This window comes from Oscillospiraceae bacterium MB24-C1 (genome assembly GCA_030913685.1).
Classification (GTDB): Bacteria; Bacillota; Clostridia; order Oscillospirales; family Ruminococcaceae; genus Yanshouia.
Map to the genome: position 1 here is coordinate 133183 of CP133187.1, position 17063 is coordinate 150245.

15 protein-coding genes and 1 pseudogene are annotated in these 17063 nt (G+C 42.2%); all 16 read left to right on the top strand.

The annotated features are described in order from the left end of the window. The first annotated feature begins 26 nt into the window (after positions 1–26). The 16 genes and pseudogenes from RBH76_00675 (at position 27) to RBH76_00750 (ending at position 16733) form a co-directional block, all read left to right on the top strand. A complete protein-coding gene (locus tag RBH76_00675; GenBank protein WMJ83969.1) occupies positions 27–515 on the top strand; it encodes a hypothetical protein in 489 nt (162 codons plus the stop codon). Positions 516–525: 10 nt separating this feature from the next. Then, positions 526–2676, top strand: coding sequence for an NHLP family bacteriocin export ABC transporter peptidase/permease/ATPase subunit (locus RBH76_00680; GenBank protein ID WMJ83970.1), 2151 nt, complete (start codon positions 526–528; stop codon positions 2674–2676). Between the two features lie 12 nt (positions 2677–2688). Beyond that, entirely contained in the window at positions 2689–4881 is a 2193-nt protein-coding gene (locus RBH76_00685; protein ID WMJ83971.1) for an NHLP bacteriocin export ABC transporter permease/ATPase subunit, read from the top strand. A 90-nt stretch (positions 4882–4971) separates the two neighbouring features. Further along, positions 4972–5121 (top strand): hypothetical protein, encoded by a 150-nt coding sequence (locus RBH76_00690; GenBank protein WMJ83972.1) that lies wholly within the window; start codon positions 4972–4974, stop codon positions 5119–5121. 57 nt (positions 5122–5178) lie between these two features. Continuing rightward, a complete protein-coding gene (locus RBH76_00695; protein WMJ83973.1) occupies positions 5179–5397 on the top strand; it encodes a hypothetical protein in 219 nt (72 codons plus the stop codon). A gap of 95 nt (positions 5398–5492) precedes the next feature. After that, entirely contained in the window at positions 5493–5732 is a 240-nt protein-coding gene (locus RBH76_00700) for a hypothetical protein (protein ID WMJ83974.1), read from the top strand. A gap of 81 nt (positions 5733–5813) precedes the next feature. Then, complete coding sequence (locus tag RBH76_00705; GenBank protein ID WMJ83975.1) at positions 5814–6035, top strand: hypothetical protein; 222 nt, start codon at positions 5814–5816, stop codon at positions 6033–6035. 608 nt (positions 6036–6643) lie between these two features. Next, positions 6644–7687: pseudogene (locus tag RBH76_00710) on the top strand (transporter substrate-binding domain-containing protein). Positions 7688–7717: 30 nt separating this feature from the next. Next, the gene (locus tag RBH76_00715; protein WMJ85176.1) at positions 7718–9538 is read left to right on the top strand and encodes an ABC transporter permease subunit; all 1821 of its coding nucleotides are present in this window, start codon (positions 7718–7720) and stop codon (positions 9536–9538) included. After that, complete coding sequence (locus RBH76_00720) at positions 9535–10614, top strand: ATP-binding cassette domain-containing protein (GenBank protein ID WMJ83976.1); 1080 nt, start codon at positions 9535–9537, stop codon at positions 10612–10614. Before RBH76_00715 ends, RBH76_00720 begins: the two co-directional genes overlap by 4 nt. A gap of 242 nt (positions 10615–10856) precedes the next feature. Next, positions 10857–11156, top strand: coding sequence for an STAS domain-containing protein (locus RBH76_00725; GenBank protein WMJ83977.1), 300 nt, complete (start codon positions 10857–10859; stop codon positions 11154–11156). Then, on the top strand, positions 11153–12880 hold the full coding sequence (locus tag RBH76_00730; GenBank protein WMJ83978.1) for an MATE family efflux transporter: 1728 nt from the start codon (positions 11153–11155) through the stop codon (positions 12878–12880). The genes RBH76_00725 and RBH76_00730 overlap by 4 nt, the downstream gene beginning before the upstream one ends. Before the next feature lie 27 nt (positions 12881–12907). Further along, complete coding sequence (locus RBH76_00735) at positions 12908–13738, top strand: formyltransferase family protein (protein ID WMJ83979.1); 831 nt, start codon at positions 12908–12910, stop codon at positions 13736–13738. Positions 13739–13746: 8 nt separating this feature from the next. Beyond that, on the top strand, positions 13747–15354 hold the full coding sequence (locus RBH76_00740) for a SpoIIE family protein phosphatase (protein WMJ83980.1): 1608 nt from the start codon (positions 13747–13749) through the stop codon (positions 15352–15354). Continuing rightward, the gene (locus RBH76_00745) at positions 15355–15765 is read left to right on the top strand and encodes an ATP-binding protein (protein ID WMJ83981.1); all 411 of its coding nucleotides are present in this window, start codon (positions 15355–15357) and stop codon (positions 15763–15765) included. Between the two features lie 83 nt (positions 15766–15848). Further along, a complete protein-coding gene (locus tag RBH76_00750; protein WMJ83982.1) occupies positions 15849–16733 on the top strand; it encodes a GGDEF domain-containing protein in 885 nt (294 codons plus the stop codon). The last annotated feature ends 330 nt before the right edge of the window (positions 16734–17063 follow it).

Genomic DNA, 17063 nt, shown 5'->3' on the forward strand with positions numbered 1-17063 from the left:
AAGTTGTATAATTCTGGAGGGGACTTATGAATCGTTCACTTTTCCGTAAATCTAGCATTCAACGAATAAGCGCACCTGAGCAGCTGAATGATTATATACGTGTATCAAATCCCAGCGCATTTTTAGTTCTTGGCGCTATCATAATTTTGTTTGTCTCCCTTATTACGTGGGGGATTATGGGCAGTTTACCGACCAGTATTGCAACAGTGGGAATTGTCAAAGATGAAAAGCTCCTGTGTTATGTGCCAAGTGATGAGGCCGCTAAAATTAATGTAGGCATGTCGGTAAAAATGCGTAATGATGTAATAGGAACGGTCCGTTCTATATCACGTATCCCAATGTCAGCGGAAGAGGTTGCTGTTGCGATCGATAGTGATTATATTGTTAACGTGCTTTCGCTTTCAGATTGGAACACAGAAGTCAAAATAGATACCCCAGAACCAGATGTGGACAAAATATATAAATTATCAATTATAACAGATGAAATACGGCCAATTGATTTTTTGTTGAACTAGAGGTTAACTTATGAGCAAAGGTTATGTAAAGGTTCCAATAATAATGCAAATGGAGGCTTTGGAATGTGGTGCGGCCTCTCTTGCAATGATTCTTGCATATCATGGTAAATGGTTGCCTTTAGAAAAGGTTAGATTAGATTGTGGTGTATCGCGGGATGGTTCTAACGCTAAAAATATCATTCTGGCAGCTAGAAGCTATGGCTTAACTGCTGCGGGCTATCGATTTGAAATAGAAGATTTACACAACATAAAATTCCCATGCATTATTCACTGGAATTTCAACCATTTTGTAGTATTGTGCGGTTTTAAAAAGAATAGTGCGCTTTTAAACGATCCGGCAAGAGGTATTGTGGAAGTATCAATGAAAGAGTTTGATGAATCCTTTACCGGAATCTGTATTCAGTTTAACCCGACTGAGCATTTTGTTCCTGAAGGCAAGCCCCGCAGCATGATTGCATTTGCCCAAAAGCGCCTTAAAGGAACGCTCGTTCCAATTCTTTTCGTGATGATTACAGGGATGCTGGCTGCAATTATCGGTGTTATCAACCCTGTCTTTTCTCGTGTGTTTATGGATCGCATTTTATCGGGTGAAAGTCCGGATTGGCTATTTTCGTTGCTATTGTCCATGTCCGGTGTCTTGATTATACATATTATAGTTTCGCTCATCAGCACATTTTACATGCTCAAAATACAAGGGAAGTTTGCAATTGTAGCAAATGCGACATTTATGTGGCATGTTCTTAGACTACCAATGGAGTTTTTTGCGCAGCGGATGGCGGGTGATATCGCGACAAGGCAAAACTCAAACGAAGGAATCGCTGCCTTTCTTATGAATCAGCTTGCGCCTGTTTTATTGAATCTTATTATGCTCATTTTTTATCTGACGGTCATGCTGAAGTATAGCTTGCTTTTATCGGCGGTTGGGATTATAACCGTTTTGCTAAATAGCATTGTCGCGCAGATTATTTCCAATAAGAGAATCAATATTACACGGGTTCAAATGCGCGATGCCGGGAAACTAGCCGGAACAACAGTGGCTGGAATTGAAATGATTGAAACGATAAAGGCCAGTGGCGCTGAAAACGGCTTTTTTGAGCGTTGGGCAGGCTATCAGGCGTCCGTTAATACGTCTTCTGTCAATTTCGCCAAGCTTAATCAATATCTAGGCGCAGTACCGACTTTTTTGCTGAGCCTTGCTAATGTTATTGTTTTATTATTAGGCGCAATGCTTATAATGAAGGGCGCATTTACAGCAGGTATGCTGCTCGCATTTCAGGGATTTATGCTGTCTTTTATGACGCCAGTCAATTCAATCATCACAGCGGGACAAAGCATTCAGGAAATGCGTACATCAATGGAACGCGTTGAAGATGTTATGAATTACGAAACCGATGTGACGTACACAGATATTGATCCAAATACTGATACAGAATATGCCAAGCTTTCGGGTGATATTGTTTTAAAGAACGTTACATTTGGTTATTCTCGTTTGGCAGAACCGCTGATTAAGGATTTTAATTTAACACTAAAGCAGGGTTCACGAGTTGCCTTTGTCGGTTTTTCTGGTTGTGGGAAATCAACCCTCAGCAAATTAATTTCGGGGCTCTATAAGCCGTGGAGCGGTGAGATTTTATTTGACGGAAAGCCAATAAATGCAATCACGCGCGAGGTGTTTACAGGCTCCGTCGCAGTTGTCGATCAAGATGTCATCTTGTTTGAGGATACCATTGCTAATAATCTGAAGATGTGGGATAGCTCGATTGAAGATTTCGAAATGATTCTTGCGGCTAGAGACGCGCATATTCATGATATCGTCATGGAGCGTGACGGCAGCTATAATTCAAAAATACTTGAGGGTGGAAAAAACTTTTCCGGGGGACAAAGGCAGCGTTTTGAGATTGCACGTGTTTTGGCGCAAGACCCAACGATTGTTATATTAGACGAAGCGACATCCGCCCTGGATGCAAAAACAGAATTTGAAGTTGTGAAGTCGATAAAGGACAGAGGAATTACTTGCATCATTGTGGCGCACCGGTTATCCACAATTCGTGATTGCGATGAAATAATTGTGATGGACAACGGTATAGTCGTAGAACGCGGAAAACACAGCGACCTTTTTTCGGAAGGCGGGTTATATGCAAAGCTCGTATCCAATGAATAGGATGGTGCAGGTATGGGTTGGTTTGACGAACAAATAAAAACAAGAATAAAAAAAGATAATGAAAACTTTGAAAGTTCATTTATAGATTTATCTTCGGTTGTTATGGGCAAAGGCATCGTTGTATCCACTATAAACAACAACCGTAAAAAGACTAAAAATGCAATAGACGAAATACTCCGGTACTATCACGTGAATTCTACGGACCTGCCGGAACAGATTAAGGACTTAAATGCGCAGCTTGAATATCTTATGCATCCATCCGGTATCATGCGGCGCGAGGTAAAGCTTGAAGGAACTTGGTATAAAGATAGCATCGGCCCTCTTTTGGGGTATACGCAGGATGGCGACACGATTGCCCTTCTTCCAAAGAAAATATCAGGCTATGAATATTTTGATTGGAAAAGCGGAAAAAAGGTTAGCGTTACTAAGAAAAATGCTAGCACGATAAAGCAGGGGGCTATTTGCTTTTATAAGTCCTTTCCAATTAAAAAACTTGCGACTTCTGATTTATTCAAATTTATTTTAAAAGCACTTTCACCGGCGGATTACGCAATGGCAATTCTATCTACTTTAACAGTTACAATCTTGGGTTTATTTATGCCATACGCAAGTCAATTGGTTTTTGAAAAGGTTATTCCCAGTGGAAAAACCAGTGCGCTCTTACCGATCGCTATTTTACTTTTTGGTGTAACATTATCCTCGTCCATGATAACTGTTGCAAAGAGTCTTGTTATGACGCGTATACAGACCAAGGTCAGCGTTGCAGTAGAGTCTGCATCCATGGCAAGAATACTATCGCTACCGGCTGAGTTTTTTAAAAACTATAGCGCAGGTGATCTAACAAGTCGCATCCAGAATGTAAACTTATTATGCGAAATGCTTGCAGAAGTTTTTTTAACGACAGGGTTATCTTCAATTTTATCCATTGTTTACATAGGCCAAATTTTTATATTTGCACCATCACTGGCAATCCCCGCTTTGGCTATTATTCTAACTTCTATTACGTTTTCTGTGGTGTCAACTTTTACGCTATTAAAAGTTAGCCGAAAGAAATTGAAAATTTCAGCGAAAATTCAAGGCTTGGTATTTTCGCTATTTTCCGGTGTCCAAAAAATTAAAATCGCTGGGGCAGAGCGACGGGCTTTTTCAAAATGGGCAGAGACCTATAAAGAGGAAGCGAGGTTGCAGTACGATCCGCCATTATTAATTAAAATAAGCCCTGCTATAACAACAGCCATTGCTATGGCGGGGACAATGGGGCTTTTTTATCTTGCGGCAGTCTCTAAGGTTTCTGTGGCAAATTATTTGGCCTTTAGCGCTTCGTTTGCACTGGTTTCAGGGGCTTTAAATTCGGTATCCGCTATGTCGTTAACCATTGCCAATATAAAGCCTGTGGCTGAAATGATTGAGCCAATTCTTAACGCGGAACCTGAGTTGGCGGCTGGAAAACAGGTATTAGCCCGACTTTCTGGCACAATTGAATTGAATAAGGTGTCTTTTCGTTATAATGAGAAAATGCCATTGGTTATTGATAACCTTTCTTTAAAAATAAGGGCCGGTCAATACGTGGCCATTGTGGGCGAAACTGGATGCGGAAAGTCCACGTTATTGAGGCTTGTGCTTGGGTTTGAAAAACCGCAAAAGGGTGCTATTTATTATGACGGAAAGGATATTCAAAAGATAGATTTAAAGTCGTTAAGACAAAATATTGGTGTGGTAATGCAAAACGGCAAGCTTTTTACCGGTGATATTTATTCTAATATAGTCATATCTGCGCCGTGGCTTCCGCTGGATTCTGCTTGGGAAGCGGCCGAGCTTGCAGGTATCGCCAATGATATACGCAACATGCCGATGGGAATGCATACCATCATTACAGAGGGTAGCGGTGGCATTTCCGGAGGTCAGCGCCAAAGACTTATGATTGCCAGAGCCATTGCTCCAAAGCCCAAAATTCTCATGTTTGATGAAGCGACGAGCGCTCTCGATAATATTACACAACGACAGATTTCTGATTCTCTTGAGAAATTGAAAAGTACCCGAATCGTCATTGCTCATCGTCTTTCAACAATCAAGCAATGTGATCGCATCATTGTGTTTGAAAAAGGGAAGATCGTGCAGGATGGTACTTACGAGGAATTGATGCAAACAAAGGGATATTTTTCAGACTTAGTACGGCATCAGTGCCTTGATGTAGAATATAGTTAAATTTTACAATAATACAATATATTTTTTAATTGAATAAATTATCATATTATTTTATAATTACAGGTAAAAAGTGGATAAGGAGGAAATTAAATGTCAGAAGATAAAAAAACGGCTGAAAAAGTAAAACCGGAACAATCAGGAGCACAGTTAGAGCATATTAAACAGCAGGGTAAGCTTTCGGACGATGAGGTTGAAAATGTTGTGGGCGGCAGAATTCCTTATTATAGAAGATCGGAATAGTAACAAGGCTAATTGTTTATGACGCTTAATATCTACCTATATCAAAAGGAAAATATCATGAAAGAATTGAAAGAGATACTTAAAAATTTAACTCCCGATCAGGTTAGGGAATTAAAAGAATGCAAAACAGTTCAGCAAATACTGGATGTTGCAAAAGGAGTAGAAGTAGTAATTACGTCAGAACAAGCAGGTGAAGTACTGCAAATGATTACACCGCCGGATCGACAGCTTTCAGATGAGGAGATAGAAAACATTACAGGCGGTTGCAGATGGTAGGCACTCTTCCCTCCGGTGATCATAAACAATACTAACAACGAATGCCTGCTTTATGTATAGCAGATGCATACACGCCATAATCTGAAAGGAACACCATGAAAGAATTAAAAGAGATGTTTGAAAATTTAACTCCGAATCAGAAAATCAAATTAAAAGAATGCAAAACGGTTCAGGAAATACTGGGTGTTGCGAAAGTAGAAGAAATAGTAATTACGCCAGAACAGGCAGAAATAGCACTGAAGTTGATAGCGCAGCCACATGAACAGCTTTCGGATGATGAGATTGAAAAAGTAACAGGTGGCTATAACTTTTCAATTGGCGCTCGCGCGCTTTAACAACCTTACTTGCACAATTGACGACATTATTCAATACCTGACCTACATAAAGTGTGTGCAACCATATAAAAGGAGGATGTTATGGGAGAACTAAAAGAAATACTTAATAATCTTACGCCTGAGCAGACAAGCAAAATAAAAGGGTGCAGAACCGCTCGGGAAATACTGGATGTTGCAAAAGTAGAAGCAATAGACATTACGCTTGAGCAGGCAGAAGGCATTCTGAGAATGGCGGCACCATCCTCTAGACAGCTTTTGGACGATGAAATTGAAAAAGTTACAGGCGGCTGTACCTGGATATAGTCAATTTTATTCTGAAGGGTTAAAGATTTATTAAGGAGAGTATTATGAGAGAATCAAAAGAAATGCTTAATAATCTTACGCTAGAGCAGATAAGTAAAATAAAAGGCTGTAAAAATAATGACGGCACCGCATGGACAGCTTTTTGATGATGATATTGAAAAGGTAACAGGCGGCGGTCCTTTTCCTTTTAGAAGGAAGTATCCGGACGGTGAATTTCATTTGGTAACAGAATAGAGAGCTTGTTTTTACTCTTAAATATATGTAAGAAATTACCCTGTGATAAATCATCATGGGGTAATTTTGTAATTTTGGACAATATTATGTATTTTTAGCAAAAATTATTTATTTTTATTAACATTATTGTTATAATAAAAAAATAAAGAATCCATAAAAGCAGTCATTCTTTCTTTAAATTCAATTAATAGTGCGGGGAGTCGATTAATGCTTAATGATTCTGTCGAGAGAAATATTGCTGAAAAGCATGTTAAAACAGCGATAACTATCAGACAGAATTGGTGAAAAGTTGATGAGAGGTGTCGTTTTTGAAAAAAATATGTACTTTTGTGTTGGCCGTTACAATAGCAGCTTTACCGCTCTTTACCGGGTGTATGAACAGCAACGATCAAGGGATCCGTAATGTAGAAGCACTGAATTCATCAAAGTATAAAATTGGTTTACCGCAGGGTGCGGCTGCGATGTATGCAGGCGAAGAATACTTTGATAGCGCTAAAATTACATATTACGCCTCACTGACGGATGGATATACAGCCGTTGAATATGGTAAGCTCGACGGGTTTGTATTCGACAGCCATGCTCTTGAATATGTAGCTGCCAACAATAATAAACTCGCAATTCTTCCTGAATCTATCGGAGATGAAAACATTGTTATTGGTGCTCCGTTCGGAAAAGAAAAGCTTATTGAGCAAGTCAACGAGTTTATCAAACAGTACAAATCAAATGGCACCTATGAAGAAATGTATAATCGATGGATTAAGGGTAAAAATCCGCAGATGCCAGAAATTCAGCACCCTAAAAATCCTGAAATGACTATTGTTGTAGGAACAGAAGGACTCAACGAACCAATGTCTTTTTATGGTAAGGGCGGAAAGTTGACAGGCTTTGATGTTGAATTTTGCGCGCGACTGGCTCTTTATCTTAATGCAGATGTTCAGTTAAAGGCAATGACATTTGATTCGCTTATCGCCTCTGCATCAGGCGGGAAAATTGATTTGCTAATCTCCAACCTTAATGGAACACCGGCGATTCAGGAACAAATGTTGATTTCTGATAGCTACATAGCATCGAAAATATCGGTTCTGGTGCAGAAAGAAAAGATGGCCGCAGATTATTCTGCCATTGATGCATCTGGTATAAAAGGTCAGAAAATCGGAATTGTTACAGGGTCGCCTTATGACAAGCATATCAGCGCACAGTTTCCTGAAAAAGAACTTGTTTACTTTGAAAGTGATACTGATATGATTCAGGCCTTAAAAAGTAAAAAAGTAGATGCGCTTATTACTGAAAAATCGATTGCAAACGGTTACCTTGATAATGCAGATGATCTTAAGGTGTTAGATCATGTCTACGGCGAATAAAAAACGTCGATTGCTCTTGAGAAGAGCAACGCGGCGCTTCGGGACGAACTCAACACAGCAATCACAGAATTAAAAAAAGATGGAACATTGCTGGAGATTCAGAATAAATGGTTTTCGGATGATGACTCAGCAAAAAAACTATCAGATATCGCTTTAACAGGCGAAAAAGGCACAATCATCATGGCGGACGACTTCACATTTTATCCTTATGCTTATGTCAAGGATACGCAAAAGGTCGGATACAGCGTTGATCTTATGCGCAATCTTTGCTTTAAGCTTGGGTATAAGTTGGAAATTAAAAATGTTGACTTTATAGGTATTATTCAAGGATTAAAAAGTGGTCTATATGATGTTTGTTGCTTAACCGAAACAGAGGAACGTGCCGAAAACGCAATTTTTACGGATGTCTGTGCTACATCACCGGTTGTCGCTGTTGTGCGTGATGACGAGAACGGCGCCGTTGCTGTTCCAAAATATTCTGATATTAATGAGCTTGAAGGAAAAAAGTTAGGCGCACAGTCAGGAACCGTTTTTTTTGATACAACGGATAAATATATTAAAAACACCGAGCATGTTTTCTTCAATGATATCACCGGTGAAATTGAAGCTTTGCGTTCGGGCAAGGTGGATGCGCTTACGCTGGACGAGCCTGTTGCAAGGCTATTGGTATCAGAGGTAAAAGAGTTTTCTATGATTTGCGAACCGCTTGAGGGCGATGAATATGGTATTGCTTTAGCAAAAAACAGTCCGCTTACAGATGATGTTAGTCGCGTGATTGAACAGTTTAAGGATGATGGCACGCTAGATGTGATGGCAGAAAAGTGGTTCGCAGCGGATGAAAGCATTAAAGTAATGCCTGAGCTTGACTTTTCAAAGGCAGAGGGCACCGTAAGGTTTGCCCACGACAACGTATTGGTTCCAATGTCGTATGTAGGCGAAGGCGGAATATCTAAGGGATATGATGTTGAGCTTGCAATAAGAATTGCACATGCCTTGAATAAAAAAATTGAGCTTATTCCAACCAGCTTTGATTCCTTGATTCCGATGCTTGCAAGCGGGAAAGCGGATATGGTTGCAGGATGCATGTCAATTACGGACCAGCGAAAAGAGAGCGTTGATTTCGCGACCTCTTATTACAAGGGTGGCATCGTTTTGGTTGTGAAGAATGTTGCCGTGAATACCGCTGATTCAAAAACAAACTTCCTTGCATCGGTTGCTCAAAGCTTTGAGAAGAACTTTATCCGTGAAGACCGTTGGAAGTTGATTGTAGATGGAATTGGCGTGACACTTTTCATTTCTATTTTGTCAGCCTTATTCGGTAGCGTTCTCGGCTTTGCTATTTGTATGCTTCGACGTATGAAAAGCAAGCTGCTTTCGGGTGCTGCCAGGGTGTTTGTTCGTGCAGTTCAAGGCACACCGATTGTGGTATTCTTAATGATTCTATATTACGTTATCTTCGGATCAAGCAATATTAGTGCGACATGGGTGGCTGTGATCGGATTTACGATCAATTTTGCTGCATATGTCTCAGAAATGATTCGCACAGGTATCGATGCTGTGAACAAAGGACAAATAGAAGCCGCTGAAGCAATCGGCTTTAATAAGAGAAAAACCTTTGCCAAAATAACCTTCCCGCAGGCGGCAAAACATTTCCTGCCAGTTTATAAAGGGGAGTTTATTTCGCTTGTCAAGATGACATCGGTTGTCGGGTACATCGCGATTCAGGACTTGACAAAGATGAGCGATATTATCCGCAGCCGTACTTACGAAGCGTTTTTTCCGTTAATTGCTACGGCGGTTATTTACTTTGTCATTGCATATGTTCTGACTTTGCTTATAGATTTTGTAGAATTTAAAATTGATCCAAAACGGAGGAAAAGAATTGTAAAAGGAGTGACTGTAAAATGATTTCAGTTAAAAACCTTAAAAAATCATATGAAAACATCACTCCGCTAAAGGATATTACAACCGAAATCAACCGCGGTGAGGTTATTTCGATTATAGGCCCATCAGGTACGGGCAAATCGACCTTGCTTCGCTGCCTTAACCGCTTAGAAACCCCCACCGCCGGTGAAATAATCATAGATGGCATCAATATCACCCAAAAGGATTGCGATATTTATAAAGTGCGCCAAAAAATGGGGATGGTGTTTCAGTCCTTCAATTTATTTGCGCACTTAATGGTAATTGAAAATATTATGCTTGGCCCTACCAATTTATTAAAGATAAGCCAGCAGGAAGCATTTGACGAAGGAATGCGCCTGCTTCGAATGGTTGGTCTGGCTGATAAAGCATACGCATACCCGGATGAACTTTCTGGTGGGCAAAAGCAACGTGTTGCAATTGCTCGTACGCTTGCTATGAAGCCCGAAATCGTACTGTTTGACGAGCCGACCAGTGCTCTCGACCCCACTATGGTGGGTGAAGTTTTGTCGGTCATACGTTCTCTTGCAAACGAGGGCCTCACGATGATGATTGTCACACATGAAATGAAGTTTGCCCGTGACGTTTCTACAAGAGTTTTCTATATGGATGAGGGGGTTATTTATGAAAATGGAACGCCCCAGCAAATTTTTGAAAACCCTCAGCGTGAAAAAACAAGAGCATTTATTAAACGGCTCAAGATTTTTAAATACGAAATTACGTCACATGATTTTGATTTTATCGGGCTCAATACCCAGATCGAAGAATTTGGTAGAAAGCAACTGATCTCACAAAAACAAATTCATAATATACAGTTATGCTTTGAGGAACTTTGCGTTCAAAACATTTTGCCAACTCTTCCAAAGGCATTCCAGATCACTTTTAGCATTGAATATTCAGAGAACGAAGGTAGCCTTATTCTGCAAATAGCGTATGATGGCGACACGCTTAATCCCATGGAATCCGGCGACGAGATTTCCATTATGCTGATCAAAAATCTAGCCAAGGAGATTGTATATGATTGCTCCGATGGTCGTAATAGTTTGAAAATCAAAATTTGAGGAGCAGCTATATGAGTAATTGATGCTATAAACAATTTGAATCAAAAATACTGCAGCGTGGTCGATGTTAGCCTACATGAATGCGGTGACACACAAGAACAGGAGCAAGCATGGGACGGAATGGAAAAATCGATCATTGCTAATTTTGCGGATGATATCATTATCGGTGTGCAACATAAAAAGGCGGAAATGATTATTAAAAAGTCATTTAAATAGAATATTTTTACTGGAGGAAATTCATTATGACCATCAACAAAAAAGCAAACGGAACTGAATGTGTACTTACTCTGGCAGGGCGTCTGGATACTACGACTGCACCTCAGCTGGAAGCAGAAATAAAGTCATCTGTTGACGGCATCACTTTATTGGTTCTTGATTTTGAAGCACTCGAGTATCTGTCATCTGCCGGGCTCCGTGTGATTCTTGCAGCACAAAAAACGATGAATAAGCAAGGCGAGATGGTGGTTAAACACGTAAATGAAACAATTATGGAAGTGTTCGAGGTCACGGGGTTTACGGATATTCTGACCATTGAGAAATGAGTGGCAAGGACGCATTTACAAGTAAAATATTCCGGAGCCTGTGGATTCCGGCCATCCTGTCCTCTGTGGGATGGGCGCTGAGTGACATTGCCGACGCCGTGGTGGTAGGGCAGCGGATGGGCACGACTGGTCTTGCGGCCATTGCGCTGATACTGCCGGTGTACATGATCAACTGTATGTTTGCACACGGTTTTGGTATTGGGGGCTCGGTGCGCTATTCCAAGCTGCTAGGGGCGGGAAAACCACTGGAAGCGGTGCAGGGTTTCAACCGCATTATGCAGGCGGCGCTGGCCCTCAGTGTACTGACTGCCGTGTTAGGGAACATCTACATCGTTCACTTGCTACGGCTTCTGGGCACGGTGCCAGCTGATGGGGCGCTCTTTGTGGCGACCAAAAGCTATTTGCGGATTTTGCTGACCGCTACACCCCTTTTTTACCTTTCCAACCTGCTTAACTACTATCTGCGTAACGATGACAACGGCAAGCTGGCGGGAATCGGGTCGGTAGCTGGAAATTTAAGCGATATTGGCCTGAACATTTTATTTGTGTTGGTTTTAGACATGGGTACGGCCGGAGCTGCTCTTTCTACTGCTATTGGGCAAATAATAGCGATCCTTCTCTATCTACCGGGAGTGTTTGGCAGGGCGAATATCCTTCAGGTAAAATGGCAAAAGCCGTCGGTTGAATATGCCCTTGGGGTGTTTAAAGAAGGGCTTTCCGGGTCAGCCACCTACCTATTCCAACTTATTTTTCTGTTGATGTGCAACCGTGTGTTAATTCGAGCAGGAAATGAAACGGCGGTCGCGGTATTCGATTTGCTTCAAAACACCTCCTACTTACTTTTGTACTTATATGAGGGTACCAATAGAGCGATGCAGCCACTGGTGAGCACCTACCACGGGGAGCACCGGGAGGCGGGAAAACGTACAGCGCGCAATCTCGCTTTTTTATACGGCGGGACGGTGGGTGTACTTTCTGCGTTGCTGATCTTTTTGTTCCCGGAGCTTGTCTGCCGTTTGTTCGGTATACCCGGCGGCGAGGCAGCAGCCATGGGTGCGTCTGCCTTGCGGCTTTACGCGGTGGGCGCCGTGTTTGCGGGAATCTCACTGCTGTCAGCGGGATATTTACAGTCCTGTAATCGGGAAAAGGAAAGTTTGTTGATTGCTACGCTACGGGGTGGTGCGGTACTGCTCCCCGTGACCTTGCTGTTTTCATGGCTGGGCTTGGCGTGGTTTTGGTGGCTTTTCCCGGTGACGGAAATTCTTTCGCTGATGATTTGGCTGCCTGTCTTACTTCGACACGGCGCAAAGCAGGCACAGCCAGGAATATGGTATGGCGCGGTACGTGGCGGAAATGAGAATATCAGCGTATTGACCGCCGAAGTGGAGGCGTTTTGTGAAACCAAAAATGCGGATATGAAACAAATTTACTATATCACTTTGACCATCGAGGAGATATGCCTAGCGATTCTACAAAATGGTTTTGAAGAACCGGAGAATTGCTGCATTGAGTTGACGCTGGTCGCGGAACAGGACGGTGTGTTCGTCCTGCACATCCGTGACAACGCCGCTTCTTTTAACCCCTTTGCCTTGAACACCCAAAAAGCCAGCGAGGACGGCGCGTTTGATATGGACGCGATGGGGATGATGGTGATTAAAAAGAGGGCACGAGAATTTTTTTATCGACGATATGGTGGGTTCAATTCGTTGGTAGTAAAAATTTGATGGGTTTTAAAGGAAAGAGTCACAAGTATGAAGATCGTTTATTTTGGTTCAGATGTTTTTTTAGATGTGTTCCGCTATCTGCTAGAGCGGCACGAAATTTTGGCGCTCTATACCTACCACAAGGGAGAGGATTACTTCAACGAGGAGAATATTGTGCATTTGGCTCGGCTTCATGAGATTCCGGTGCACTATACTCAAATCAGCGAGGAGGAAATGGTGGAGCGCATAGAGCGGGATGGCTGCAATCTGTTTTTTGTGGCGGAGTATAGCCATAAACTGGCACTTCCAAATAACCCGGGCTTTCGCGGTGTCAATATCCACAGCTCGCTGCTGCCGGAAGGGCGAAGCTATTACCCCATTGAGTGCGCCATGGATCGGGAGTACGCGGAAAGCGGCGTGACGATTCACAAGTTGGCCTCCCATCTGGACTGCGGGGATATTTTGGCGCAGCGGTGCTACACCATTGAGCCAAAGGACGACAGTATCGATCTCTATTTGAAAAGTGCTCAGGGAGCGCTGGAGATGGTGAAAGAAGTGATGGAGGATTTTGAATGGTCATGGCAAAATGCAAAACCCCAGCCGAAAACGTTGTCCTACTGGTATAGGCCTCAGCCGGAGGATATGACCATCCGGCACGAAATGACGGTTGAGGAGGCGCAGGTGGTCTATCGAAAATTCAATAAAATGACAATGGTGGACATCAGCGGGCAGCGCTATTTCGTAGACAGCTTCGCCATGGGGAATTTTTATCTGGGTACCGACGACCAAGATGTTATTTATGTGCGGCACGACCGCGTCCTCTACGGCGTTGCAGATGGACATGTACGGCTTGACCTTCGGGTTGTGCCGACGGAATAGAGGTAGGTATGAAACAAAAACAACGAAAAAAAGGAAAGCTGCAAACCAAGTTCCTTCTAGGTCTTCTGGCACTGGCGGTGGTGCTAAGCCTGGCGCTGGGTACAGTGATTACCCAGAAATACCGATCCAGCATGGAGAGGTATTACGCCAAAGTAGCGTTTGACGAAGCCAAAATTGCGGCAGACACCATAGACGGCGACACCATTCCTAGATATGCTCAAACGTTGACAAAAGACAACTATTATAATGAAATTAACAAATACCTGCTGCGTATTAAGTCTACTGTGGGTTTGAAGTATTTTTATGTAGTCATTCCATATGAGGATCAGATGTACTACATCTGGGATGCAGGAACGGATAATGAGGGTGGAATCTGCGAGATTGGCACCCGGGAGGACTACTATGGAGGCGGCCGGGAAATTATGCGCGGCGCTTTTTTAAATCCTGGAGAGGAAACCATCCTCATCACCAACAATGAGGAGTATGGGTATCTGGCCTCTGCTTATGTAGCCATCCTTGATTCCGCCGGAAACGCGGTTGGCCTGTCCTGCGTGGATGTCTCTATGGATATGATTAATGAGCAGATTAGCGGCTTTATCGCGGCCATTGTATTGATCATAGTCGGCGTGATGCTTTTATTTGTGGTGGGCTATTTCTTCATGATTCGCCTGACGGTGTTACGCCCAATCTATCTTCTGAATCGGGCGGCATCCACCATCACCAGTGAGGAGGTGGAGGCGCTCTCAGACTTTACGGTGGGCATTCAGACCGGTGATGAGTTGGAGTCCCTGTCGGAGGCCTTTGAGCACATGGCCCGCGACTTGTACCACTACATCACAAATCTCACCGCCGTCACCGCTGAAAAGGAGCGGATCGGCGCTGAGCTTAATGTTGCCACTCATATACAGTCAAGTATGCTGCCATGCATTTTTCCCGCATTTCCTACGCGGGAGGAATTTGATATTTACGCTACCATGCAGCCTGCAAAAGAGGTTGGTGGAGATTTTTACGACTTCTTTTTGATTGACAACGATCATCTTGCAGTTGTAATGGCAGATGTTTCGGGGAAGGGTGTTCCAGCAGCACTGTTTATGGTTATTGCGAAGACTTTGATTAAAAATTATTCTCAAGCAGGCCTTACACCTGCAGATGTTTTTACAGCTGCAAATCGGCAGCTTTGCGAAAACAACGAAGCTGGACTTTTTGTTACGGCATGGATGGGTGTACTGGAAATTAGTACAGGAAAGTTCACCTATGTCAATGCTGGACATAATCCACCACTTATTAAACGCCACGACGGAAAATTTGAATATTTGAAATGTCGACCAGGCTTTGTGCTTGCAGGTATGGAAGATATTAAATATCGTCAAAATGAATTAGAGCTGCATGCCGGAGATACCATCTATCTTTACACCGACGGCGTAACCGAAGCCACCGACACATTGAATGCGCTTTATGGTGAAGAACGTCTGCAGAAAATTTTAAACCAAAATGCTTCTGTTGCACTTGTTGATTTGCTCCCGATTGTGAGAGCTGATATTGATCTATTTGTAAAAGGAGCGCCGCAATTTGATGATATCACGATGCTGGGCTTAAGAATCAGTGGAGGAAAGTGAATGAAAGAATTAACAGTAGCAGCCAGCACCGACAAGCTTGAGCATGTTCTGAATTTTATCAATCTAGAGCTTGAATCACATGATTTTCCCATGAAAGCTCAGATGCAAATAGCTATTGTAGTGGAAGAAATATTTATTAATATTGCAAATTATGCTTATTACCCTGCGCAAGGATATGCAACGGTATATTGTAAGATTGAGAGTGATCCACTTTCAGTTACAATTCAGTTTTTAGACAGCGGCAGGCCATATAATCCGCTTGAAAAAAGCGACCCTGATACAACGCTTTCAGCAGAAGAACGCAGCATTGGGGGTCTGGGGATTTTCATGGTGAAAAAAATTATGGATGAAATATATTATCAATATAATGATCAAAAAAATATTTTAACTCTCAAAAAAGTTTGCAGTTAGCAACCAGAAAACGGTTCTGCTGACGAAAAAGACTTATTTTTATGAGTCCCACAAGAATACTATCGATATACGGAGTGCGACAAATGTTCAAAAAAGACGATCTGTTTTTTGAAAAGCTTGAACAGAGTATTGGTTATCTTTATGTGATTGAAGAAAGCACATATTCACTCGTATATATGAGTGAAGCAATGCAATTTTTCGGACAGATGACAAATCGCAATAATAAGTGCTGCTTCGAGATTCTGCATGGCAGAAGTTCGCCATGCCCTTTTTGCCCGCAATCAGTTTCAGAGCAAAAAAGCATGTGTCTTGATGGCTATATATCCAGCAAGAAAAAATGGTTCCAGTATAAAATGATAACATATTCTCCTGCTGAGCAAAAATATCGAATTGTCCTCATGGATGAGGTTGAAAATATGATGAGCCTTAGTTGTGAGGCTGTTGGTCAAATATCAACCTATAAGAATCTATATGAAGATAATATCAAAATAAAAAAACAACTGCTATATGATGCATCACATGATGGCATGACTGGTCTTTACAACAAAGCAAGTTACCTTCGGGATGTTGAGCAGATTGGGTTTCTCAATCAATCATTCGGAATTATTGTCTGCGATGTTAACAACCTGAAATATATCAATGATAGTGTTGGCCACGTGGCGGGGGATAAAATTATTCGAATAACAGCTCGAATTTTGAAATTTGCAGAAAATGACAGCACGAGATGTTACCGGATCGGTGGCGATGAATTTGTCATATTACAAACCCCCTGTAATGCAGAAACAATTGAGAAGGTGGCTGTTGATGTCGAGAAGAGAGTAAAAAAATATTGTGATAACAAACTGTCTGTTGCGGTTGGATGGGCAGCTGGCAAACCAGAAGATGATTTTCAAACGGTTTTTAAATTTGCTGATAAACAAATGTATAAGAATAAAGAAGATAAAAAGAGAATCATGGGTATCCTCTAACAATCAAACCAGCGTACAAAGTGATAATCCATAAATGAAAAGCCGGTCAGCATCTTGAAGATATTAGTGTTTCTATGTGGCAGACCAGTCCTTCGGATTGGACAATATGCCACCCAAAAACGGCACATACAATATGGGCGGTTTTGATATCGTTACACAAAGAGCTTGTCTATGTGATGGATGAACAGGCGGCTAGATCGTCTGTGTACCAAGCCCTATCAGTGGCCCTATACCATGTTGTAAAGACCGGCACTGGGGGGATCGGTGTTGAGATGAACCGATTTCCCCAGTGCCGGTCACTTTTGCTCCTAGGCTAACCGTTGCAGCCGA